The sequence below is a fragment of the Halomonas sp. N3-2A genome, assembly GCF_002216165.1.
GTDB lineage: Bacteria > Pseudomonadota > Gammaproteobacteria > Pseudomonadales > Halomonadaceae > Vreelandella.
In genome coordinates, this window is the sequence record NZ_CP022286.1 from 3,314,221 (window position 1) to 3,339,646 (window position 25,426).

Annotated in this window: 14 protein-coding genes; 1 reads left to right on the forward strand and 13 read right to left on the reverse strand. The window is 53.2% G+C overall.

Going from position 1 to position 25,426, the window contains the following annotated elements:
- Window positions 1–124: 124 nt before the first annotated feature.
- From CEK60_RS22160 to purL, 12 genes are all read right to left on the reverse strand, one after another.
- Window positions 125–5,755, reverse strand: coding sequence for a BapA/Bap/LapF family large adhesin (locus CEK60_RS22160; RefSeq protein ID WP_157698045.1), 5,631 nt, complete (start codon window positions 5,753–5,755; stop codon window positions 125–127).
- A gap of 205 nt (window positions 5,756–5,960) precedes the next feature.
- Window positions 5,961–6,755: an OmpA family protein gene (locus tag CEK60_RS15415; protein WP_157698046.1), complete on the reverse strand. Its 795-nt coding sequence runs from the start codon at window positions 6,753–6,755 to the stop codon at window positions 5,961–5,963.
- A 489-nt stretch (window positions 6,756–7,244) separates the two neighbouring features.
- Window positions 7,245–8,477: an HlyD family efflux transporter periplasmic adaptor subunit gene (locus CEK60_RS15420; protein ID WP_089039776.1), complete on the reverse strand. Its 1,233-nt coding sequence runs from the start codon at window positions 8,475–8,477 to the stop codon at window positions 7,245–7,247.
- A complete protein-coding gene (locus CEK60_RS15425; RefSeq protein ID WP_089039777.1) occupies window positions 8,474–10,684 on the reverse strand; it encodes a type I secretion system permease/ATPase in 2,211 nt (736 codons plus the stop codon). Before CEK60_RS15425 ends, CEK60_RS15420 begins: the two co-directional genes overlap by 4 nt.
- 130 nt (window positions 10,685–10,814) lie before the next feature.
- Window positions 10,815–12,197, reverse strand: coding sequence for a TolC family outer membrane protein (locus tag CEK60_RS15430; protein ID WP_232471392.1), 1,383 nt, complete (start codon window positions 12,195–12,197; stop codon window positions 10,815–10,817).
- Window positions 12,198–12,414: 217 nt separating this feature from the next.
- Complete coding sequence (locus CEK60_RS15435) at window positions 12,415–12,810, reverse strand: hypothetical protein (protein ID WP_089039778.1); 396 nt, start codon at window positions 12,808–12,810, stop codon at window positions 12,415–12,417.
- A 932-nt stretch (window positions 12,811–13,742) separates the two neighbouring features.
- Window positions 13,743–14,615, reverse strand: coding sequence for a 23S rRNA pseudouridine(2605) synthase RluB (rluB, locus tag CEK60_RS15440; RefSeq protein ID WP_089039779.1), 873 nt, complete (start codon window positions 14,613–14,615; stop codon window positions 13,743–13,745).
- A complete protein-coding gene (scpB, locus tag CEK60_RS15445) occupies window positions 14,602–15,402 on the reverse strand; it encodes an SMC-Scp complex subunit ScpB (RefSeq protein ID WP_089039780.1) in 801 nt (266 codons plus the stop codon). Before scpB ends, rluB begins: the two co-directional genes overlap by 14 nt.
- Window positions 15,399–16,358: a segregation and condensation protein A gene (locus CEK60_RS15450; protein ID WP_089039781.1), complete on the reverse strand. Its 960-nt coding sequence runs from the start codon at window positions 16,356–16,358 to the stop codon at window positions 15,399–15,401. Before CEK60_RS15450 ends, scpB begins: the two co-directional genes overlap by 4 nt.
- 111 nt (window positions 16,359–16,469) lie before the next feature.
- Entirely contained in the window at window positions 16,470–18,299 is a 1,830-nt protein-coding gene (locus CEK60_RS15455) for a DEAD/DEAH box helicase (RefSeq protein WP_089039782.1), read from the reverse strand.
- Between the two features lies 1 nt (window position 18,300).
- Window positions 18,301–19,092: a crotonase/enoyl-CoA hydratase family protein gene (locus CEK60_RS15460; RefSeq protein ID WP_089039783.1), complete on the reverse strand. Its 792-nt coding sequence runs from the start codon at window positions 19,090–19,092 to the stop codon at window positions 18,301–18,303.
- Window positions 19,093–19,318: 226 nt separating this feature from the next.
- The gene (gene purL, locus CEK60_RS15465; RefSeq protein ID WP_089039784.1) at window positions 19,319–23,245 is read right to left on the reverse strand and encodes a phosphoribosylformylglycinamidine synthase; all 3,927 of its coding nucleotides are present in this window, start codon (window positions 23,243–23,245) and stop codon (window positions 19,319–19,321) included.
- A gap of 165 nt (window positions 23,246–23,410) precedes the next feature.
- Here purL and mltF point away from each other — a divergent pair, with 165 nt between their 5' ends.
- On the forward strand, window positions 23,411–24,880 hold the full coding sequence (gene mltF, locus CEK60_RS15470) for a membrane-bound lytic murein transglycosylase MltF (RefSeq protein WP_089039785.1): 1,470 nt from the start codon (window positions 23,411–23,413) through the stop codon (window positions 24,878–24,880).
- 46 nt (window positions 24,881–24,926) lie between these two features.
- On the opposite strand, the gene tadA is transcribed toward mltF, so the two are convergent.
- A complete protein-coding gene (gene tadA / locus CEK60_RS15475) occupies window positions 24,927–25,379 on the reverse strand; it encodes a tRNA adenosine(34) deaminase TadA (RefSeq protein WP_269768710.1) in 453 nt (150 codons plus the stop codon).
- Window positions 25,380–25,426 lie beyond the last annotated feature (47 nt).

Below are 25,426 nucleotides of genomic sequence, written 5' to 3' on the forward strand. Positions count from 1 at the left end.
AGCCCATAACGAACTAATGTTGAACATTAGCTTATCGTCTCATGGATGATTTCACTTAACCTCAAAACAACACCGGGCCCGAAGGCCCGGCGCTTTAGCAGTAATACCAATATTAGAATCCCCATCAGACCATAAGAGTCTGATCAAACTCGTCGTCAAGCGGATTCTGCGGCTCGGAGAAGTCGCCCATTGGCACCTCCTCAACGCCATCAGGACCACTCGACACTTGCTCCTCCTCTTCTTTGCTGTCCTCAGACTCAGGGAATACCAGCTCTTCGGTGTCATCACCAAAGTCCATATCGCTAAGGCTGAAGGTACTCATCGCCTCTGGCGACTCGTACTGCTCAACACCAATCGACAAGGTTGCTTCGTCGGTCGTGCCGTTCGGATGGGTCAACTGGTAGGTGAAGACCTCCGTTTCACCGATGTTCGCCATATCGGCATTCGGTATATAGCTATAGTCACCGTTGGACATGATGCTCAACACACCATACTCACCCTCAATGACAATACCGCCATGCCCCGGCATGACGAACTCACCTAGCTCGTTCATCACGCTCAGCGTGGTGTATTCAGAACCCAGGTTGTCATCGACGATGACATTGCCAATGGTTTCGAACACCTCGCCCGCAGTGAACTCAGTCAGGTCGGTTGTCTCGTAGGTCAAGTCGACCGTGACTCCACCTGGGAGACTTACTGCACTACCGTTGGAGACATCCAGACGGTAATTGCCGGCATCAAGCCCTTCGACGGGAATTTCCAGGCTGGTTGGGAAAATACCGATCAGATCGAGCAGGCTCGCTTGATCCATATCCATGACCAGCGTTTCGCTACCATCCCCCTCCAGCTTGTAGAGCTGGAAGTCGACGGAGTCGAGCAGGGACACCAAGCTACCTACATCGATGTTGATAGTGAGATCGGTGAGCGTATCCTCAGCTAGCGAGAACGCCGTGCTGCCTTCTGTTGGGCCAAGCACAATACCGCCGATTCCAAGGAGCCAGCTGTAGTCGATGGCCTCCTCTTGCGAAGTGGTAGTCACCACGTTAACGACATCGACCTGCCCTGCATCGATGTTGTCGTTCGCCATCATTACTGTCGCTGGAGCTGACGGGCTGTTATCGTCCCAGATCAGGTCGGCATCCTCACTATCGATACGGATATACAGATTCGCCGTATCGGTAGAACTGTCAGGATGTACCAACTGGTAGGCGAAGGTTTCAACCAAGCCAATGCTCTCGACAGCCACATTGGGTACGTAGGAGTAGTTGCCATCAGCATCAATGGTCAACGTACCATACTCACCTTCGACCACCGTTCCAGCACCTGCCTCGACGAACGCACCACCCACCTGGATATGTACTGCCGCAAGGTCATCGACACCCAATTGGTCCTGCTCGCCTTCGACGAAGCTCGGGTCAGTGATCACGTTACCAGTGATTGGATCACCAGCAACGCCTTCGAAGTCCGTCAGGCTATGGTCAGTGAACTCCGCAGACCAATCCACACTGGTCGAAACACCTAACAAACTACCGCCACCGTAGATCACCCGATAGTCACCAGCCTCCAGACCAGACGCCTCAACCTGTGCGTCCTCGCCGAAGATTCCAACTAGATCAAGCAGGCCGCTGCTGGACGAATCCTCCAGTGATACCCAATCACCGTCCTCGAAGACCTCCAGGTCAACGAAGGTGTTATCCAGCACTGCCAACAGCCCGCCCACATCGGCGGTGAAGCTAACATCGGTCAGTGATCCTTCAAGGACTTCGAACTCGTAGGTATTTGTCACCTGACCGATGTTCACCAACACGGTGTCGGTACCAGAATCCGAACGGCTCGCAGAGACAGGGACGATTCCAACGCCGGCAGCAGCCAAATCATCGAAGGCTACAACGTCGGCGTCTGCATCTGCATCTGCATCGGCATCTGCGTCGGCATCTGCGTCTGCATCAGCGTCTGCGTCTGCGTCTGCGTCTGCGTCTGCGTCTGCATCAGCGTCTGCGTCGGCATCTGCATCAGCATCAGCATCTGCGTCAGCATCTGCGTCAGCGTCAGCATCTGCGTCAGCGTCAGCATCGGCATCGGCGTCCCCTTCGTCAGGCACATCAACTACAGTCACTTCAGCGTTGATATTCGCGGACTTCACTTCGTTAGTCACAGTATCCACGACGTTCACTGTGAAGCTGTCCACACCTGCGCTGCCCGCCTCTGCATCCGGTGTGTATGTGTATGAACCGTCGGTATTTATGACCAAAGTGCCATATTCACCAACGACTTCTATCTCACCACTCACAGGCGTGAACTCAGTACCATTGAAGGCGATGGACTGAACTTCCAGGTTGCCGGTATCTCCGCTGGCGGCCTCATCAATAAAGTTGCCTTCCGCAACCCCACCAACAGTGATGTTCTCAATCTCCAGCAAGTCGGTAGCGGTAACGTCAAGCTCACGAGTGATGGCCACACCAACATTGATCAAGCTTGGGTCGGGAACCAGGGTGGCGCGATAGTCGCCCGCATCCAGATTTTCCAGAGTCACCTGCCCAGAAGTACCCCCCAAGCCAAGCAGACTCAGTGAAAGCAGACCTTCGTCGAGATTATTCTCACCATCCTCGACACGTCCCCACTCCCCGTTCTCAAAGCTTTCAACGATCAGAACATAGTCGTCCAGTACACCGACCTCCAGAGCTCCAGAGATATCGACGTTGAACGTGGTCTCGTTGGTATTTTCATCTAGACCGAACTCGATCAGCGGATGGTCACCAGAGCCAATATCCAGGCTGGCGAGCCCACCTAGAAGGCCGATACCAAGCAAGTCGAACTGGCTATCGCTGTCAGTAGCCGGTGTTTCTTCCGGCTCATAGCTGATTTCACGCTCCAGATTCGCAGCAACATCGATATTAACTAGTTCGAAGTCGGCGTCAGCATCGGCATCGGCATCGGCATCGGCATCCGCGTCGGCGTCGGCGTCGGCGTCGGCGTCGGCATCCGTGTCAGCATCTGCATCGGCGTCAGCATCTGCATCCGCATCCGCATCAGCGTCAGCGTCAGCGTCAGCGTCAGCGTCAGCGTCAGCATCGGCGTCTGCGTCTGCGTCGGCATCCGTGTCAGCATCTGCATCGGCGTCCGCATCCGCGTCGGCATCCGTGTCAGCATCTGCATCTGCATCTGCATCGGCGTCCGCATCCGCATCCGCATCGGCGTCAGCATCTGCATCCGCGTCAGCGTCAGCGTCAGCGTCAGCGTCAGCGTCGGCGTCAGCGTCGGCATCGGCATCGGCATCGGCATCGGCATCGGCATCGGCATCGGCATCGGCGTCTGCGTCTGCGTCTGCATCTGCGTCAGCATCTGCGTCAGCATCTGCATCTGCATCTGCGTCGGCGTCAGCATCCGCATCGGCATCCGTGTCAGCATCTGCGTCCGCATCGGCATCGGCATCGGCATCGGCGTCTGCATCTGCGTCTGCATCTGCGTCTGCATCTGCGTCCGTGTCAGCATCAGCATCTGCATCTGCATCTGCATCGGCATCCGTGTCAGCATCTGCATCGGCGTCAGCATCTGCATCCGCATCCGCATCAGCATCGGCGTCAGCATCTGCATCTGCATCTGCATCTGCATCCGCGTCAGCATCGGCGTCCGCATCCGCATCCGCATCGGCGTCAGCATCTGCATCGGTGTCAGCATCTGCATCTGCATCCGCGTCAGCGTCAGCGTCAGCGTCAGCGTCAGCGTCAGCATCGGCGTCTGCATCTGCATCGGCATCCGTGTCAGCATCGGCATCGGCATCGGCATCGGCATCGGCATCGGCGTCGGCATCGGCATCGGCGTCGGCATCCGCATCCGCATCGGCGTCAGCGTCCGCATCGGCATCGGCATCGGCATCGGCATCCGTGTCAGCATCTGCGTCTGCATCACCATCGTCACCAAAGTCACCGATTACCGTGGTCGGCTCAGAGACATTACCCATATCGTCAATGGCGACTACGTCGTACTCTTCACCATCGGCCAGTGGCTCATCTGTGGTGATGGCGTAGTTACCGTCTTCGCCAGCTTCACCTGACCCAACAACGTTGCCGTCGGCATCACGGATTTCAACCGTACTGCCTGGCTCTGCCGTACCGCTAACCGTGGTGCCATCTGGATCGCCGTTCTCATCAAAAGTGTTGGTAACGCTATCAACGGTCGGTGCGTCTGGTGCCGTGGTATCCCCCGTCACTTTGGCCGGCTCAGAGACATTATCCATGTCGTCAATGGCGACTACGTCATACTCTTCACCGTCGGCCAGCGGCTCATCTGTGGTGATGGCGTAGCTACCGTCTTCGCCAGCTTCACCCGCCCCAACAACGTTGCCGTCGGCATCACGGATTTCAACCGTACTGCCTGGCTCTGCCGTACCGCTAACCGTGGTGCCATCTGGATCGCCGTTCTCATCAAAAGTGTTGGCAATGCTATCAACAGTCGGTGCGTCTGGTGCCGTGGTATCCCCCGTCACCATGGCCGGCTCAGAGACATTACCCATGTCGTCAATGGCGACTACGTCATACTCTTCACCGTCGGCCAGCGGCTCATCTGTGGTGATGGCGTAGCTACCGTCTTCGCCAGCTTCACCCGCCCCAACAACGTTGCCGTCGGCATCACGGATTTCAACCGTACTGCCTGGCTCTGCCGTACCGCTAACCATGGTGCCGTCTGGCTCGCCGTTCTCATCAAAAGTGTTGGCAATGCTATCAATGGTCGGTGCGTCTGGTGCCGTGGTATCCCCCGTCACCATGGCCGGCTCAGAGACATTACCCATGTCGTCAATGGCAACTACGTCGTACTCTTCACCATCGGCCAGCGGCTCATCCGTGGTGATGGCGTAGCTGCCGTCTTCGCCAGCTTCACCTGACCCAACAACGTTGCCGTCGGCATCACGGATTTCAACCGTACTGCCTGGCTCTGCCGTACCGCTAACCGTGGTGCCGTCTGGATCGCCGTTCTCATCAAAAGTGTTGGTAACGCTATCAACGGTCGGTGCGTCTGGTGCATCGGCGTCGGAGTCCGCATCTGAATCTGAGTCAGAGTCCGTATCTGAATCTGCGTCTGCATCGGTGTCAGCGTCAGCATCTGCATCTGCATCTGCATCTGCATCTGCGTCTGCGTCTGCGTCTGCGTCTGCATCTGCATCTGCATCTGCATCTGCATCTGCATCTGCGTCTGCGTCTGCGTCTGCGTCTGCATCTGCATCTGCATCTGCATCTGCATCTGCATCTGCGTCTGCGTCTGCATCAGCATCAGCATCAGCGTCAGCGTCAGCGTCAGCATCAGAGTCGCTGTCAGCGTCAGAGTCGCTGTCTGAAGAAGACGAAGAGGAAGCAGCCGCAGCAATACCAACCAAGCCAAGCATTCCTAAGGCAGCTGCCCAGGAAGGGTTGCTACTATCTTGCGCTAGTCCACCTGCTGCCACTAGGGTTTCAGAGAACGCAAACCCAGACCAAGGTATCTCGTACTGCCCCCACCAGATAACTTCATCGGCGTCTTCGAGAAGCAGCTCACTCCGCTCCCCCTCCGGGACATCAAAAAAGCCAGCAATGACAATCTGTTCCCCCGACTTCAGGGTGATAATAAGATCCATTCCCGACCGATCAAAAGAGGCGGTTTCTTCAGGTCCTACAGAAATCGTAACGACGCTCGGTTCCTGCAAATCAACAACACTTCCTCTTGGTATTTCAACCGCATCGCCACCCGACTTAGGGGTAGCAACAATGAGTGCATTGTCCATGCTTCACCTATTCTCGTATCACTTCCAAAGGGTTACCTTGACGAATTCGCTTTCCCCAACATCCTGTAGAACACCGATGCATCCTGGCCTGAAGATTCCCAAGGCTGAAAAGAACTATCAAAGTCAAAAACCGATTATTGTTGGATTTGGCTCTCCTTTAATTAGAAGCATTTAGCAAACTTGCGAAAGCAAGCCCATCTCAGTTTCAACTATTTTCTTGTAATAAAATTTCGACGCGGCGGTTAGGCGCCAGGCACTCTTTTAATGCAGCACCTGCAATGTTTTGACAGCTCACCAAAGGCTCACTCTGCCCTAGGCCTGTATAGCGAATATTCTGAGGATTGGTTCCTCCTGCCACTAAAGCATCAGCGACCGCTTTTGCCCGCTGTTCGGAAAGGCGCAAGTTGTATTCTGCCGAACCAATTCGGTCGGTATGGCCAGTCACTAAGACCGTGGGAGTTTGAAACTTCGTCTGGGCGTTTTGAATGGCTCGCTGAAGTTCTGATCGGCCTTGCGGAGAAATGGCATAGCTATCAAACCCAAATAAAAAATCAGCTGAGAAGCTGACTTCTTGAGGTTGAGCTGGCGTTGAAAGTTCTGCGAATAAGCGATCACACTGTGGCCGCCGCCATTCTGAAGACACAAGTACTTGCTGAGAAAATGAAACCCGATATTGGCATACAAGGTAGCTTTCACCGTGTAGGGGCAAGTTAACGTTGTATACCCAGCTATCTTCCTGGCCAACGACTGTCGGGTCATTAGGTGAGCCAAGCAGACTTGTTACATTTTGCTGGGTTAGTCTGCCTTCACCAGCATTTACTTGCCGTAAGTTATCGAGAGGTATAAAAGTACCGTTTCGTAGAAACGACTTACCTAACTCTGCGGGAGATGCTTCAACATCTGGAAACCCCTCTGCATGAACAGAACAGATGATACTGCTTGCCGCGAAAACAACTCCAACCACCGATAGCACAGCTCTTTTTTTAATGTATTTGTCCATAGCTTTTCCCTTATACGTCATAGCTACCGAAACGATTGGAAGAGCACACCCCATCAATGCTCAAACCAGTAACAGTGGCCTGTTTGCGAAGCGTCTCACGTGCGTCGAGCATCCCAGCAACTCGAACCCGGCGATGTAACCTTCGTTATCATTCATCACTAAACTCATTAAAATTAGATCACATTAGTAATACGCGCCATTTATGCCCCTACACTTTTTGAGTAGTGCTAAATTGACGTATTGAAGTAGTAGTGCTACTTGAGCGATCTACTGTGCCAGCCCTAGTGATCTGTTCCGGTAGGCAAGGAGAAAAGTAAGCAGTTAATGAGGGAAGGGAGGAAGATCGACACCAATAACTCTCAGCCAAAGAAGCTTATCGTTGAATTATTACTAAAGATAATGTGTGAAACATTGAAAAAAATGGCGGCAACCGTCCAAAAGTTGCCACCACTTATTGAGTTATTTACTACTCGCGACACGCACTACCCGTTACCTTTCTCGCATTGCATCTTGTGCGCGATTCAGTGGTTTTACCAAGTAATCAAAGACGGTTTTACTGCCCGTGCGTATATCCACCGTCGCCACCATACCGGGCACAATGGCAAACTTCGTGCCTATATCATTTTCTAACGAATCCTTTTCCGTACGTACAAATACACGGTAGTAAAAAATATTCGGGTCGGCTTCATCCTGTACCGTATCCGGTGAAATCGTCACAACTTCACCTTCCATGCCACCATAAGTGCTATGGTCATAAGCCGTTATTTTAATGTTAGCCGTCTGCCCAGGATGAATAAACGCGATATCTCGTGGCGAGATACGTGCTTCGATCAGCAACTGATCATCCAAAGGCACAATGGTCATTAACCGGCCGTTGGGTGGAATCACCCCGCCCGTGGTTGTCACCTCCACATCTTTTACCACCCCCCTTACTGGAGAAAGCATGGTAAGCCGAGAAAGCGTATCCGAGCGCCCCATAATCACAGAAGAAAAAGCTTCAACGTCAGCATGAGCCTCAGCAAGCTCTTCCCTAGCCAACACAAAGTACTCTGACCGGACATCAGCGGCTTGGAGTTCCAGCTCTGATTCCTGGCGACGTAGCCTGAGCACTTCCACATTACTTGCTGCTCCTACCTGAACTAGCGACCTTGTTAACCCTAACTCCTCACGCACTATCGCTAACGTATCTCGAATACCTGCAAGCGAACTCTCTAATGCTCTTGTTCTGGTTGCATACAACAACCGTTCACTGGCTAATAAAGCTGGGTAAGCACCGAGTTCGTCAGGAAAACTCAGCGGCTCTTCATTTACCTCTGCCTCCAGTCTGCTTGCCCGTGCTAAGGCCGCCCGGTATCTGGCCGCTGTTTCATCGACGCTAGATTGAGACTGGGTTGGGTCTAACTGAGCAAGCACTTGCCCAGCTTCAACAATATCCCCTTCTCGCACGTTTAGCTGGGTCACTATCCCCCCCTCAAGCGACTGCACAATTTGTTCGCGTGAAGAGGGAATCACCTTGCCCTCGCCGGAAGACACTTCGACCAGCTCTGCGAAGTAGGCCCAGACAGCAAAGCTCAAGAAGCAAGCCAATATCCACCAAATAATACGTACCGAACGGATCGTTTTAGCATCATCGGCATGTTGATTTTGGCGCTGTTTATCTTGTTCAAAATCAAGAAAAAGCAAGTTTTTTGAATCTGTTTTACGATTGTGTGACTGACTCATGATGCTCCCTCCTCACCTTTCCCGTGCAGGGTTTGTGACGAATTTACACCACGTTTAACAGCCGCTGGTTGACGCTTAAGTTTAGCGAGTACGTCAGCTTTCTTACCGTCCATCACAATACGGCCGTTATCAACCACGATAATTCGCTCCACTAAGCTCAATAACGCCATGCGATGCGTGGAGACCACTAACGTTTTATTAGTCGCGAATGTACCAAGTGATTGAATGATATGTTTCTCTGAACTGTCATCTAGTGACGCGGTAGGCTCATCAAGCAGCAAAACAGTGGGCTGGCGAAGAAAGCAACGTGCTAACAATAGTGCCTGTTTCTGCCCGCCGGAAAGGCCACTGCCACCTTCTAAAATAACGTGGTCGAGCCCATCGGCAAGCTTGCGAATGAAACCTTGAGCACCTGACATTTTCAAGACCTCGATCAAGTCCTGGTCGGATGCCAAGGGTTTAGCCATCAATAGATTTTCACGGATGGTGCCGTGAAATAACCTTGCGTTCTGGCTAAGGAAAGCCACGTCGCGCCGAACATCAGCAGGGTCGATGTGTGAAAGACGAATGCCATCCAGCGTTACTTCTCCGTCCGAAGACTCCAACATACCCGAACACGCCTGGAGCAGCGTCGACTTGCCCGCACCATTGCGTCCTAAAACAGCCACTTTCTCACCCGGTTTTATTTGTAGCTGCTCAATCTTAAGTGATGGCGTTTTAGCGGCGGCACTGTATTTAAACGTCGTATCACTAAATAGATAATCACCGTTGATAACTGGGCGATGAACACTTTTTTCTGTTTCAGGATAATCCGTCGAACGCTGCATTAATTTATCAAGACCTTCAGCAGCCACCTTGGCTTGTTGCCATTTGCTAAGCACTTGCGTCAAACCTGTCATTGGCGACAACATCCTGGAGGATAGAATAGAAGCCGCTATCAACGTACCGCTTGTTAGGTCACCAGACATCACCATTGGAGCCCCGACCAGGACAACCGTTGCAAACACCCCTGTGATAATGGTTTGGCTCCAGACACTTAATGTGTTGGTAATGTATCTTAGCCTAAGACTTGAGTCTGCAACTTCGGAGGTATAATGATTCCACTGGCCTTGAAACCTAGGTTCAGCCTGCAGCGATTTAATATCATCCATACCTTGTATAGACTCAACTAACATTGCATTACGCAGCGACGACTCTCGCATTGACTCAGTGGCTAATTTCTTTAGCTTCCCCTGTATCAAAATAGCGGGCAACAACATGAGCATAACCGCCACCACTGGCACTAACACTAAAGAGCCGGCGATATACCAAAAAACAAAACAGAAAAGGATAAAAAAGGGCATATCTGAGAACGCAGTGACCGTCGTTGACGTCATTAGCTCTCTAACGCGTTCCAACTCGCGAATTTGCGATATAAAAGTGCCCGTTGACGTTGGTCTTTCTGAGTTTCTAACTCTTAGCGCATGGCCATACACTTTATCAGACATGCGTAAATCAGCACGTTTACCCAGTAAGTCTGTTACCCGAACCCGCACCCTTCTCAAAATAAAGTCAAAGATCAGTGCAACTACAACGCCACTAAATAGCACATAAAGTGTTGAGTAGGATTCGGCGGGTATCACACGATCATAAACTTGCCGCGTAAATACAATTCCAGCGAGTGCAAGAATATTAGAAAGCAAAGCGGCCAACATAATATGTCCATACGGTTTCCAATCCCGAAGAACAATTTTTCTTAACCAGTGTTTATCATAAGGCTTTATATATTCATCGACGCGTGAATCAGGCACCGAACGTGCTGGCCGAGCCATGTAAAGCCCCACAGCGTGCTGCTCAAGAACACTAAGATCAAGCCTGCTTTTTACTCCTTCATCACCACAGTAAACTAACCCAACTTCCTTCTGACTGCTTATCGTTTCAATAACAGCGAACTGGCCATTATCAAACTGCACAACAATGGGCAACCGCCAGGGCGTCATTAATTTTTTATTGTAAGACTCAATCGTCAACGTCATGCCCAATTGATGAGCAATACCACGAAACGCATCTGAAAGTGCCACCCCATGACTCCAAGCTGAACGAATTTTAGCGTTTTCAGCAGAGTAATCTAACCGATAGTGGCGGGCGACCATTGCCATCGCTTCTATCCAATGATCGAAGTCGACGTTTTGCGTCTCATCAGCCTCTCCTCGACTTTCATCTGACATATCTATGCACCTTATACTTTATAATTAAATCGCAATAAGCAATTACGCACACAAGTACAAATAAGCGCGCCTCTTGAGCGCGCAAAATTCACACTGAGGATACTCAAAAAACTATAGAAAAATTCAATCACTATGGCGAAAGGCTTATCCCTTGAACAGTTTCATCACTTATTTCAAACATATCACGAAACCCTGAAGATGCATAAAGGCAGTCAAATTGAACAGCATACATATCGTAACGCGCACTCTCCATACTAATCCTTGCCTGCTGTATCTCTTCTTCTGCATTCAACAAGTCAAGCAATGAACGCGTCCCCAGTGATAAATACTGTTGGCGGTATAGTTCTTGAGTGACTGCCATGCCCTCTATTCTTTTTTTCAGAATATCAATTTGGCTCATCGCACTACGTGCTTGTTCCTGCGCATCTTGCACGCGTCTTTGTAACTCAATTAATACATTATCTTTTGATGCTTCTAGCGCTTGCAGTACGTAATCAGCGGATCGCCGTTGAGCACGGGTGGCCCCGCCTTGATACAGGCTACTGGAGATATTCAACCCCAGCGATACATCGGTATCATCATTGTTGCCGACCTGGTTAATAAATTGATTAAAGCCTGCCTCTGCCGAGATAGTTGGGTAAAAATCTGCCTCACGCCGAGCAATTTGTGCGCGTGCTTCTTCACGCTGGGCATCGGCCACCATAATTTCCGGTACATTATGAAACTGATCAGAAACCGTCTTACATACTTGTAACAAGCCATCGGGAAGAGTATCCGTAACGCTAACCGGCCTTTGCGCCCCAATGAGCCTGCTTAAGTTATTACGACTGGTTGACAGCCGTGACTGATACTGCTCACGTGTTGCTCTAGCCGCTTCCACCCTTGACTGCGCCTGCATCTCATCAGACCGTGTGCTGGCGCCAAGCTCTGAGCGTCTTTCCGCTAACACCTGTATATCGGTGACATTGTTAATTTGATCATCTGCAATCGCCAACAAGGTTTTAAAGCGCTGAATATCAATTACTGCTTGAGCGACCTCGAGCGCTAGTTGATCAATTGCCAACAGAACTCTTGCCTGATCGCGCTCTACTCCAAATAATTCTGCTTTTACCTCATTTTCAACTTTGCCAAAATCATAGAGCATCTGGGAGGCGGTAATATTGAACGCCTCTTCCGTTTGGCTACTGGATGTTCTGTACTCTGATGATAACCCCGCATTAACCTGAGGTAGCGCCCCTGAACGCGCCACCGCCACCTGCTCATTTTGCTGATATAAGCGCCCCAATGTTTCAGCAATAGAAGGGTACCAGTTAACCGCTTGTTGAACCGCCGCTTGCATGGTTAGCTGTCGAGCCTCTTGCGCTGGCTGATCAGTGGCACCCTCCAATATCGACGAGGCACTCATCTGCGCCCACGTCGTGTTAATCCCGCCCCATGACAAAAAGCTGACTGCCAATACCCATGCTGCGTAGGGAGTCTTATTTTTTAGTTTGTCAGCACTGAGGTTACTCATAGTTAGCTTCACTCCATTTTGCGATGATCACTTGGGCTGACATAACAGCGTTCCTTACAGCTTCTATTCCAGCATTTTGCCATCAATACCACTGAGGGTTGCTGCATTGATGGCAAAAAACTGCGTGCCAATATTGGGTCATCTTTACCTTAACCAAAAAACGCACCGGGCCCTTGGGCCCGGTGCTTTGGCAGTAATGCCAACGTTAAAGCCTTAATCAAGCCACATAGGTGTTCTGATCAAGCTCGTCGTTAAGCGGATTCTGCAGCTCGGAGAAGTCTCCCATAGGCACTTCTCCAGAGGTTTCAGAGCCACTTGCCACTTGCTCCTCTTCCACATTGTTGCTATCAAATTCAGGCAACACTAGCTCTCCATCGCCAGTTCCATCATCCATATCGCTTAGGCTAAACATCATCGAACTGGCTTCGGCTGACTCAGCCTCAACGGGCGGTGCGCCACCGCTCAAATCGCCCACCACAGCCGGATCAACATCACCTTCAACCTGGACTGACTTGTTGCCGGCGATGTCTTCCGCCACCGCGACAATGTCGTACCCTGGGGTCATCAGGTTGGTCAATGCAGAGGTGCCATCGCCGTCATGATCAGCCCCCATCCAGCCAACGACAAAGTTATCCCCTCTGTCGGCGTCACGTAGATGGAGTCCCAGTTGACATTATTGTTATTGGATAGTCCGGCTCCAACACCTCCCGTAACAACCGTTTACTGATCCGTTAGGACATTACCTTGCTAATCGTAGATACGGTAATAAAGCGCCGCGTCGTCGGAGTTATAACCCGCACGAAAAATGTTTGCATTAGCCGTACTGTAAACTATAGCGAGGCTCTTCCCCCTCCCCCCTGCATGCCAAGAACTAATAATCGGCTTAGCGTATTTAGTATTTTCCTCATACTCATCGAAATTAGACCACTTAAAAAAAATCGCAACAAAAGAACGCCATCCAATAGCTCTTAGCTAATAACCCTTCACCCCATCAATCAAACGATTTCTTCAACAACAGGCTCACCGAAAGGAATCACAGCCAAAAAATGGCTACACGAAAAAGGTATATAAAACAAAACCAATTGCTTATGGAGATAACCTGAATTCAATTAACATAAGGCAAATCTAATGCATTCAAAACACTTGATCATTCACCCGGAACAGTCTGTACTACTATCCGAACCTCCAAACGTTAGTTCGGCTAAGTGTTTAGCTTAGATACTGATGCTGTGTAACTCGGTATCAAAATGTTACAAACTTTATTCCCTTAAAGAAAGATATCTCCCCTTCAGAAAAGCTTTCTCATTCGATGAAGTTCAAAGGTTTAGAGAATCAACATTGATCAAAGAGAGGAAATGCACGCCCGCCGGTTGGGCTTAATCGCAACTCGGTAACGTAGATGGCAAAAAAGCAGCACAGGGATGGGGCCGCACCACAGAGCATTGCTGAAAACACAAAAGGGCCTCGAAGACATTGATGTCTAAAGAGACCCTAATCGAATTACCAGAGAGGCACTATTCGTCATAGTGCCGACAGTGATGATCGTTATTCGCGACGCTTAGGCTTACGCATAGCTTGAACCGGGCGGCGTTTGTGCTTATCACGGCTCCAGCGGTTTTTCTCGTCGGGTGTTAGTGCTGGCACCTTGCGAGTTTCCAAGTTTGCTAATGTGGCTAGGTCGTCGACCTCATCCTGGGAGAGCTCAACCCATTCGCCTGCTTTAGCGCGCTTATCAAGGAAGATGTTGCCGTAGCGCACCCGCTTCAGACGGCTAACCGTTAGCCCCTGAGATTCCCACAGGCGGCGTACTTCACGGTTACGACCTTCTAAAATCACCACGTGGAACCAGGTATTAATGCCTTCGCCACCAAACTCTTGTACGTCAGTAAAGCGCGCAGGACCATCTTCTAACATGACGCCATCAACCATGGCGACAATATGCTCGCGCTTGACTTCACCCATCACTCGAACCGCGTACTCACGCTCTACCTGGGTCGAAGGGTGCATTAGCCGGTTTGCAAGCTCGCCGTCTGTGGTGAATAGCAACAAGCCGCTAGTGTTAATATCCAAACGGCCAATGGCAACCCAGCGCTCGCCTTTCAGACGCGGGAGACGCTCAAACACCGTGCGACGCCCTTCTGGGTCTTTGCGCGTGCACAACTCTCCTTCCGGCTTGTTGTACATAATCACACGGCGGGGCACTTCCTCTTCGGGGCGCAGCGACACAGGGCGATCATCAAAACTGACCTTGTCGCGGGCTTCTACTCGGTCGCCTAACTTGGCTACCTGGCTATTAACCTTTACCCGGCCGTCGGAAATGGCAGTTTCCATTTCACGGCGTGACCCCAGCCCTGCCCGGGCCAGTACTTTTTGCAGCTTTTCACTGGCGGGGGGCGTGGTGTTATTACTCTGACTCATGGTCGTCTGACCTCACATCGTTAGTCTGCGTGCGCGCATCATCATCGTTACGCTGCGCACGTGCCGCTAGGCGTGCCTCTAAATCGGCAAAACTCAGCGGCTGGGTTAACGCCGTCTCGGCGTGTTTATCAGCTATCTCTGCTGCAACAATCTCAGCTGAAGCTATCTCTTCACTCTGGGGTGGCGCATCCTGCACGGTTTCTGGCGTTTCGTCCAGTGCTGGTTGCGCTTCATCTTGCTCAATAATCGTATCGCTATCATCGGCATTGACCAGTTCATGCATCGGCGGCAATGCATCCAAGGTTTTCAAGCCAAAATCATCTAAAAAGCTGCGGGTGGTGGCATAAACGGCTGGTCGCCCAGGCACATCTCGATGGCCTACCACGCGAATCCATCCCCGCTCCATTAGCGTACGGATAATAGAGCTGCTAACACTCACACCGCGCACGTCTTCGATATCACCCCGCGTCACCGGCTGTCGATAAGCAATCAGCGCCAATGTTTCCAACAATGCCCGGGAGTATCGCTGTGGCCGCTCATCCCATAGGCGCGACACCCAATGAGAGAGCCGTGGGCGAATACGCAGCTGAAACCCTGATGCGGTCTCTACTAGCTCCAGCGCCCCGTCTTCATGGCGCAGGACAAGGCGGGACAACGTATCGCGCAGTGCTTTTTTAGACGGACACTCGTCTGCTAAAAACAGCGTTTCAAGCCGCTCTAAAGAAAGCGGCTCGCCAGCGGCAAGTAATGCCGCTTCAATAATATCGTCTAACGTGGTGTCTCTCACGGCGACTCCTCGTCAGGCTCAAATGCTGACTCCTCAAATGCAGACTCTGAGGCGCCATCGTCTGAGTCAGCCTCTTCAAATGCGCTCTCTTCTCCATCCGTGAGGGCCGCACGCCGCGCACGCACATGAATGGGCGACAATGGCGCGTTCTGTACAATTTCGATCATGGCTTCTTTGGCTAATTCTAAAATGGCCATAAACGTAACAACGACTCCAGCACGCCCCTCTTCCAGCGTAAACAACGCTTCAAACGGGGTATAGCGCTGATGGTCCCCGTCGTGACTTAACTGCTCCATAATTTTCAGCATGCGTTCGCGGGTAGAGAGTACCTCGCGGCTGATTTGGTGGGCTTGCGCCAACTCAGCGCGTTTCAGAATATCTGACAGCGCCCCCAGCAGTTCATCTAACCCTACATCGGGATGAATTACCCGCGCCTCTAACGGGGGCAGACCCGCCTGCACACTAAACCAGTCACGCCCTACCCGAGGCAGCGTGTCCAACGTTTCGGCGGCTTCCTTTAAGCGCTCATACTCTTGCAGACGGCGAATCAGCTCAGCCCTGGGATCTTCTTCCTCTTCGCCTTCTGCCTTCGGTGGGCGCGGCAGTAGTGTGCGGGATTTAATTTCCGCCAGCATAGCCGCCATTAATAAGTACTCTCCGGCCAACTCAATTTCCATGGCTTTCATCAGTTCCACATACTCAATGTATTGATGAGTAATGGTCGCCACATTGATCGTCAAGATATCCAGGTTCTGACGGCGAATAAGATAGAGCAGCAGATCAAGCGGCCCTTCGAAGGCCTCTAGAAACACGCGTAGCGCCTCTGGCGGTATATAGAGATCCTCCGGCAACTGCATGATGGGCTCATCAAACAGACGCCCAAGCGCTTCCGCTACCGGTTCGGCAGTTGGCTCAATAAGTTCATGATCAACGGGGGCGTTTGGCGTCTCGCTCACGCGGGGCGTGTTCCTTTTTAGTTAAACATCCATGGTTAGTTGAGCGCCCATGGTTAGTTAAATGGCTATGCTCGCCAGTGTAACAGCGTGTCACCTATCGAGGCATTATCGCTAGCCTGCCTCAGCCGCCTTGCGATAACGCCCTTGGTAGTCAAACAGCTTATCGCGAAGCTTCCAGTGCCGCCCGACTTTACGCCCCACAACAAAATCAGGATGGCGCAGGCGGCGCTGCTCTTCGACCACTTCGGTCGGCGAAGCAGGCTGCCACTTAGCGCCTGGGGCACGCAGGTGGTTACGTAAAAAAACAGCATAAAATGCCCGCCGCTGAGCAGGCGTTTCCAGCGCAAACCACTCTGCCAAGCTCGCGCCATCTTCATCGTGATAGGTCACTTTTAGGCGTGGTAGCCCCCGCCCATTGGTCGTGGCCTCTAACTGCATACCGCTGACTCGCAGCACTTTGGCATCTTTTAATTTGAGTGCGTCTTTGAGCTTATCGTCGGCATCCACCAGCAGTTGCTCGCAACCATGACATCGGCGGGCGGCAATATCATTCTCAGCGCCACACTGCTCACAAACTTTAAAGCGAAAGCGAAAATCACACTGTTTTTGATCGGTGCCCTGCCTGCCCTTGCCCGGCTTAGCGGGCGGATTGGGATTGTCTACCAGCCCCTGGCAGCGGCGGCCAAAATGCTCAATCACCAGTTCTCCATCACGCTTACCCCAGAATAGATTGGCATGGCCACACGCCGGGCACTCAACCTGGACCGGTTCGCTGTCACTGTCTGGTTTTGGCTCGCCGACTTCTGGCGCATACAGGTCCCAGGGATTACCAGCGAAATCCAACACTAGGCAGTTGGTTTTGCCCGGTGATAAACGCAGCCCTCGACCAACAATCTGCTGGTAAAGGCTCACCGATTCCGTGGGCCGCAGAATAGCGATTAAATCCACATGGGGCGCATCGAATCCTGTGGTTAGCACGGCCACATTAACTAGAAACTTAAGCTTACGCGCCTTGAACGCCTCAATCAGAGAGGCGCGCTCTTGGGAGGCCGTCGCGCCGGTAATCAACGCCGCTTGGTCCGCAGGTAAGTAGCTGATGATTTCTTCAGCATGAGCGACCGTTGCGGCAAAAATCATCACCCCTTGACGTTCTTCAGCGTACTCAACCACCTGCTGAATAATCCTTGGCGTAGCACGGCTACCGGCAACAACGCGATTGAGCTCTTCCTCACGAAACAACCCACTGGGCGCAGGGGCCAAGGCAGAAAAATCGTAGCCTTCAATGGCCATATCCAGCCGTTTAGGCGCTGCCAAAAAACCTTGCTTCACCATCAATCGCAGCGGCTGTTCAAAGACGCAGTCGGCAAAGAAACACGCTTCATCACCGCGCACCATGCCGTGGTGATGTCGGTGGTAGATAAACCCCTGCCCTAACCGAAACGGCGTGGCGGTTAAGCCGAGAATTTTTAGCTGTGGGTTCTGACGCTGCAGATGCTCAATCACTTGACGATAGCTGGCATCTTTTTCCAGCGATACTCGGTGGCATTCATCAATCACCAGTAACGTAAAACTGGCGTCACTGAAGCGCTCCAGATTACGCACCACCGACTGCACCGAACCAAATACCACTTGTCGGCTGGCTTCTTTACGCTTAAGACCTGCGCTGAAAATATCTGCCTGAAGCCCGTAGGCTTGGTACTTGGCATGATTTTGCTCAACCAGCTCACGCACGTGGGCCAGCACCAGCACACGGCCACGGGCTAGCCTAGCCAGCTCAGCAATCACCAACGACTTACCGCTCCCAGTGGGTAATACCACCACTGCAGGCGCGCTGCTGGCACGGAAGTGGCCCACCACGCGCTTTACCGCCTCCGTTTGGTAGGGGCGTAAACGGGGTGGTGAACCAGAAATGGGATCGCTGGAAGGGCTGAATTGAGGCATGTCAGTCGAAACGCGGCGCGCGACGCTCCATTCGTGCACTCACCGCCTCACGCTGCTCGGCACCGGCTAAAAGCTGCTGCTGCAAATGCGCTTCGAGGGCTAGTCGATCACGAGGGGCTAAATCCGGGCTGCGTGCAAACAGCTCACGAGCCGCAGCGACGGCACGAGGTGAGCGCGAGGCAATAAGCGCAGCGGTTTCCCGGGCAGCTTCCAGGGGCGTATCGCTCAGGCGGCTGCCCAAGCCCAGCTGATAGGCCTCCTCCCCGGACACCTTGCGCCCACTGATCGCCAGCTCCTGAAGTACATCCTGGCGCAGCCCCACGCCCGTCACGCTAATGGCCATATCGGGAATGATGCCCCAATCAATCTCCAACAGCGCCAGACGTGCGCGGGGGTGGAGAATACGAATATCGGCGCCCAAGGCTATCTGCAAGCCGCCGCCGTAAACATGCCCGTGCAGAGCAGCTACCACGGGAACGCCCGCCTCGCGCCAGCCTAGAGCCAAGCGCTGAACCGGGTTGATACCCGCTTCGTCGGGCGCCAGCAGGGTGGGCAGCCGTTCCGCCTCGCTCATGATCGACGCCATATCGAGCCCCGCGCAAAAGCTGTCACCATCGCCACTCAAGACCACCGCACGCAGCCCTGCGAGCTGGGTTAGGCACTGTTGGGCTGCCAGCAGCCCATCAATCATGGCCCAATCCAGGCCATTGTGGTGGTCAGGTCGCGACAACATGACCTCAGCCACGTGGTCAGAGAAGGTCAGAGTCACACGTTCATTGAGGATTTGATGCATTCGAGCTCCCAGAAGATTCCTTTGGCTCGCCATCGATGGGCGATAGCTGAGCTTGTGAAGTAGTGCGCTTATGGTGTGATAAACGCGCTTGTGAACTGAGTGTGGCGCGAAGACGAAGTATTTTCAAACGAACGTTTCATTCTATCGCAACTACCACCAAGATCACTTCTCCACCACAGGAAAAAAGCGGCCCGCAGGCCGCTTTTCTTTAGCATGGCAGGGCGTATCAGCCCAGCCATACACGGGCGTTACGGAATAAACGCAGCCAAGCGCCATCCTCAGTCCATTCGGCCGGACGCCAGGAGTTGGTGACCGCGCGAGTCACCCGCTCTGGGTGAGGCATCATAATGGTCACACGGCCATCCGGTGTGGTTAGGCCGGTGATTCCTGACGGCGAGCCGTTAGGGTTAGCTGGGTAGCGGGTTGTTACTTGACCGTAGTTGTCGATATAACGCAGCGCTATCTGGCTGCTGGACTGCATACTGCGCAGATGCGCGGTATCACGGAACTCAGCACGTCCTTCGCCGTGGGCCACAGCAATCGGTAACTTAGAGCCTTCCATACCCGCCAGCAGAATCGACGGGCTTTTCTCTACCCGCACCATCGCTACACGTGCTTCGAACTGCTCAGATTCGTTACGCTCAAACGCAGGCCAGCTTTCAGCCCCCGGAATCAGTGTCTTGAGCTGCGAGAGCATCTGACAACCATTGCACACGCCCAGCGAGAAGCTGTCATCACGGGTGAAGAAGTTGGCAAACTGCTCACGGGCACGCTCATTGAACAGTACCGATTTCGCCCAACCGCCGCCTGCACCCAGCACGTCGCCGTAAGAGAAACCACCGCAGGCGACTAGCCCTTTGAACTCATCAAGCGAAACACGCCCTTCCAGGATGTCACTCATGTGCACATCCACTGCGTCGAAGCCCGCTTTATGGAACGCCCAGGCCATCTCGACCTGACCATTAACGCCTTGCTCGCGCAGTACAGCAACAGCGGGCTTGGCCGTGTTGATAAACGGCGCGCTGATATCATCGTTGATATCAAAGCTAGGCGCGGCACTTAGGCCAGGATCACGAACATCCAGCAAGCTATCGAATTCGTTCTTGGCGCATTCGGGGTTATCACGCAGCGCCTGCATGCGGTAGCTGGTTTCCGCCCAGGTGCGCTGGGTCAGTTGGCGTGTGGTTTCCAGCAGCGGCTCTTCAAACAGCGTTACCCGCACCTGGTCGTCATAACGGGGGCGCGCAATAACACCGCATGTTTCGATACCTGCCACGGCAAACTGGGTGAGCACTTCTTCAGTGTGCTCACGGCTCACCTGAATCACCGCACCCAGCTCTTCAGAGAACAGCGCATTGAACGCTTCCACCGGCTCATCAATCAGCCAGTCCAGCTTGATCTCAAGGCCTGCATGGGCAGCAAAGGCCATTTCCAACAGCGTGACCAGCAGGCCACCATCACTACGGTCGTGGTAGGCCAGCAGTTTGCCATCGCGGTTGAGCCCCTGAATGACCTCAAAAAACGCTTTCAGGTCTTCTGGGTCATCAACATCAGGACAGTCATTACCGACTTGACCATAAACTTGCGCCAGCGCAGAACCACCTAAGCGGTTTTGGCCATTACCCAAGTCGATCAGAATCAGGTCAGATTCATCCTGCTCTAGATTGATTTGCGGTGTCAGCGTCGCCAACGCATCGGTCACTGGCGCAAACCCCGTCACCACCAGCGAAAGCGGCGATGTGATGCTCTTTTCGTCAGCCTCATTGCCTTCCTGCCAAGCAGTGCGCATTGACATGGAATCCTTACCCACCGGAATGGCAATGCCGAGTGCCGGACACAGCTCCATACCTACGGCATGTACCGCATCATAGAGCGCCTGGTTTTCACCGGGATGGTCGGCAGCGCTCATCCAGTTCGCTGAAAGCTTAATATCCGACAGTTTGGCAATGGGCGCCGCGGCTAAGTTAGTAATCGCTTCGGCAACCGCTAAGCGAGCACTAGCAGCAGGATTAATCAGTGCCACTGGCGGACGCTCGCCCATCGCCATGGCTTCACCAGCGTGGGTGTCGAAGCTAGCAGTAGTCACGGCCACATCGGCCACCGGTACCTGCCAAGGGCCAACCATCTGATCGCGGGCGACTTGGCCGGTAATTGAGCGGTCGCCAATGGTAATCAAAAAGCTCTTCGATGCCACGGTTGGCAGGCGCAACACCCGATCCATCGCTTCGCGCAGATCCAGGTTGTCGAGCATAACGCCAGATAGCTCTGGGGTTTGACGTTCAAACGAGCGCGTCATCTTCGGCGGCTTGCCAAACAACACGCTCATCGGGAGATCGACCGGCTTGGTATCAAAATGGCCGTCACGAACTTCCAGGTGATGATGCTCCATAGCCTCGCCGACCACCGCATAGGGGCAGCGTTCGCGCTTGCACAGTGCGTCAAAGGTATCCAGGTCTTCGGGGGCAACGGCCAGCACATAACGCTCTTGGGCTTCGTTACACCAAATTTCCAGCGGGCTCATACCTGGCTCAGCGTTAGGCACTGCACGCAGGTCAAACAGACCACCACGATTACCGTCTTTAACCAGCTCCGGCAAGGCGTTGGAAAGCCCGCCTGCACCTACATCGTGAATAAAGCGAATCGGGTTTTTATCGCCCAGCGCCCAACAGCGGTCGATGACCTCCTGGGCACGACGCTCAATTTCCGGGTTTTCCCGCTGCACCGAGGCAAAATCCAAGTCCGCACTAGACTCGCCTGATGCCATGCTAGACGCGGCACCACCACCCAGGCCGATCAGCATGGCTGGGCCGCCCATCACGATGAGCTTGCCACCAACGGGAATTTCGCCTTTCTGCACATGGTGAGCACGAATATTGCCATAACCACCGGCCAGCATAATCGGCTTGTGGAAGCCGCGACGCTCGATACCATCGTCGCTCAGCGTATCCTGCTCGTAGGTACGGAAGTAGCCCGTCAGATTAGGCCGACCAAACTCATTGTTAAACGCCGCACCACCGATGGGGCCGTCCAGCATAATTTGCAGCGCCGACTGCATGCGCTCTGGTTTGCCGTAGTCAAACGCTTCCCAGGGCTGTACGAACTCAGGGATACGCAGGTTGGATACGGTAAAGCCCGACAGGCCGGCCTTCGGCTTGCCGCCGATACCGGTCGCTCCCTCATCACGAATTTCACCGCCAGAACCGGTCGCCGCGCCAGGGAATGGGGCAATCGCTGTAGGGTGGTTGTGGGTTTCCACCTTCATCAGAATGTGGATAGGCTCTTGGTGGGCGTTGTAGCTAGCCCGCTCTTCCTCAGCGCCGATCAGCGGTGTGGGGAAGAAGCGCCCCCCCTGGCTACCTTTGATCACCGCTGCGTTGTCGCTATAGGCCGAGAGTACGTTATCCGGCGAGGTCGCAAAGGTGTTCTTAATCATCTTAAACAGCGAATGGCTCTGGGCTTCACCATCAATAACCCAGTCCGCGTTGAAGATTTTGTGGCGGCAGTGCTCCGAGTTCGCCTGGGCAAACATCATCAGCTCGACATCGCTAGGGTTGCGACCAAGCTCAATAAACGCAGCCACTAGATAGTCGATTTCATCGTCGGCAAGCGCCAGCCCTAATTCTCGGTTGGCCGTCGCCAATGCTTCGCGGCCGCCTTCCAAGATATCGACACTGCCCAGTGGCGCAGGAGCGTGATGAGCAAACAGCTTAACCGCATCAGCAACGTCAGCCAGCACGTTCTCCGTCATACGGTCGTGCAGTAACGCGCTGATCGCGTCTAACTGTTCAGCGCTAGGCTCACTGCGCAGCGCTACCCGATAATCGACACCACGTTCGATGCGATCAATCTGGTGCAGCCCACAGTTATGAGCAATATCAGTTGCTTTAGAAGACCATGGCGACTGGGTGCCTAAACGCGGCACAACCAGGAAGCGCTGGGCGTTTTCAGGAATGTCTTGGCTCGCGTGGCTGCCATAATCAAGCAGCTTGGCCAAACACTCCTGGGCAGCATCATCCAGTGTCTCGCGGTGGTCTATGAAGTGGACGTAATGGGCGGACAACGCCTCCACCTCGGGAACACGTTCACGCAACACCGTTAACAGCCGTTCATGGCGGAAGGCAGAAAGGGCAGGTGCGCCTCGCAGTTCGAGCATATCTGGGAGCCTCTAAAGCAGGAAGAGTTCGTGCGGGAAATCAGTGGGCCGCAGCGCGGCAATCTCACTATGATACTGGAAAGCGGCGGCCACACGAAATCAACAAGGTGACAGCATCTCTCAGGCTGGGTATCGTGGCAGCTTGTTTCATGCCGACAAGACGCCATGCTGACGTTGATTTGCCGACATTTTATAACGCGTTATCGCGCTTATTTTGCAGTCATTGTTACGCTTTTCTTAGCGTTAATTCCGCGCGCCACCACGCCGGTACCGCAAGGTGAGCACCTCGCTCAGATCATCGCGAAAGAATTTATTACTATTCATACCCGTAACACACCAACCACTTACTATGAAGGCCGCCAAGGCCCCACTGGCTTTGAATATGAGCTGATGCATCGGTTTGCTGACTATTTGGGGGTTAGCTTAAATCTCAATGCAAGCCACCATCCTGAAAGCGTGCTGCCAGCCGTACGAGAACAAGGAGACCTAGGTGCTGCGGCGCTCCCCTTGCTGCCAAATTCACCCGGCATTCATTACACCCGCTCAATTATCCAGATGCAGCCACTGGTGGTTTATCGTCGCGGCTTGAACGGCATAAACGAGCCAAAAAATTTAGTTGGTTTGGAATTAGGCACGCTTAGCGAAGCAGGCACCAGCCAATCACTCCTCGCCCTTCAGCGCGACTACCCAAGCTTAAGCTGGAAAGAGTCTCACGAGCTTGAAGTAGCAGAACTGCTGGCGCGGGTGGAAAACGGCACGCTGGATGCCGCGATTATTTTTGATCATCAGTTTCGTCTCAATCGGCTTTTTTTTCCTAACGTCGAGCGCGGCTTCTTGCTAGGAGAGCCGCTATCATTAGCCTGGGCGGTGCCCAGCGGGCGCGGACTGGGGCTATTGGAAACTGCCAATCAGTTCCTTCAAGAACTGCAGGAAAATGGCACGCTGGAGCAGCTCGTCAGCCGCTATTTTGGCCATGATGATTATTTGGAGTACGTGGGAACACGCACGTTTTTAGCCCATCTTGATGAACGCCTGCCAACCTATAGCGAGCTTTTCAAAAAGGCTGCTCGAGACACGGGATTTGATTGGAAACTGCTGGCTGCCGTGGGCTATCAGGAATCTCACTGGGACCCTAACGCAGTGTCTCCCACCGGGGTGCGCGGCCTAATGATGCTCACCAACCCAACCGCCAGCGAGATGGGCGTCGCTGACCGCACTAATCCTGCCCAGAGTATTGATGGTGGCGCCCGCTATTTACGTAGCATTAAAGATCGTCTGCCAGAGAGCATTGTCGGCAATGACCGGCTCTACATGGCGATGGCGGCCTATAACGTGGGACTTGGACACCTATACGATGCCCGCAAGATCGCCGAAATGCGCGGCGGCAACCCAGACAGCTGGCAAGATGTCCGTGCAGCGCTGCCCTTACTTCAGCAACGGGAATGGCATAGCCAAACTCGCCATGGCTATGCACGCGGCGGTGAGCCGGTGATCTATGTACGCAACATTCGCCGCTACTACGAGATGATTGAGTACGTCGAACGCAGTCGCCAGCAGTTTTTCCAGTTGGGACAAACGCTGGTTAGCGATGAGCCTCTGTTACTCTTTGATATTATTCCACCCGTGGAGCAATGATTGACTGCTACCCACAATACCGCCACTCGTTGACGATAGTCGCGGGCTAACGTTTCGTAGCAAAAAACTGTTTTAGCAATTTTTTTGCCGGCGTTGCCAGCACGCCACTAGTGACGGCTACTTGATGATTGAACCACGGCTGAGCAAGCAGGTTAGCTTTTGATTCGACCATCCCCGTGCGCGGCTCTGCCGCACCATAAACCAAGCGTGCTAAGCGGGCATGGACCATGGCACCCGCACACATCATGCATGGCTCAAGCGTCACAAAGAGTGTGCAGCCCTCTAAGCGGTAGTTACCTACCTGCTGCCCCGCCGCTCTCAGCGCGCCAATTTCCGCGTGACCGCTAGGGTCGCAACTCGCTACCGGTGAGTTTCGCCCTGCTCCTATAATGGTACCCAAAGCATCCACCACTACGGCCCCCACCGGCACCTCACCCTCTTTAAAGGCAAGGTGTGCTTGGTCAAGCGCTCGGTGCATGTAAAATTCGTCGCTGCGTATCAAGACAAACTCCGCTAAGGTAGCAAAACGATCGTTTTAATTGTGCC

Excerpts from the sequence above, each read along its gene's own strand:
- CEK60_RS22160 (WP_157698045.1), bottom strand. The coding sequence starts at position 5,755 with ATGGACAATGCACTCATTGTTGCTACCCCTAAGTCGGGTGGCGATGCG.
- CEK60_RS15415 (WP_157698046.1), bottom strand. The coding sequence starts at position 6,755 with ATGGACAAATACATTAAAAAAAGAGCTGTGCTATCGGTGGTTGGAGTT.
- CEK60_RS15420 (WP_089039776.1), bottom strand. The coding sequence starts at position 8,477 with ATGAGTCAGTCACACAATCGTAAAACAGATTCAAAAAACTTGCTTTTT.
- CEK60_RS15425 (WP_089039777.1), bottom strand. The coding sequence starts at position 10,684 with ATGTCAGATGAAAGTCGAGGAGAGGCTGATGAGACGCAAAACGTCGAC.
- CEK60_RS15430 (WP_232471392.1), bottom strand. The coding sequence starts at position 12,197 with ATGAGTAACCTCAGTGCTGACAAACTAAAAAATAAGACTCCCTACGCA.
- CEK60_RS15435 (WP_089039778.1), bottom strand. The coding sequence starts at position 12,810 with ATGGGGGCTGATCATGACGGCGATGGCACCTCTGCATTGACCAACCTG.
- rluB (WP_089039779.1), bottom strand. The coding sequence starts at position 14,615 with ATGAGTCAGAGTAATAACACCACGCCCCCCGCCAGTGAAAAGCTGCAA.
- CEK60_RS15455 (WP_089039782.1), bottom strand. The coding sequence starts at position 18,299 with ATGCCTCAATTCAGCCCTTCCAGCGATCCCATTTCTGGTTCACCACCC.
- CEK60_RS15460 (WP_089039783.1), bottom strand. The coding sequence starts at position 19,092 with ATGCATCAAATCCTCAATGAACGTGTGACTCTGACCTTCTCTGACCAC.
- purL (WP_089039784.1), bottom strand. The coding sequence starts at position 23,245 with ATGCTCGAACTGCGAGGCGCACCTGCCCTTTCTGCCTTCCGCCATGAA.
- mltF (WP_089039785.1), top strand. The coding sequence starts at position 23,411 with ATGCTGACGTTGATTTGCCGACATTTTATAACGCGTTATCGCGCTTAT.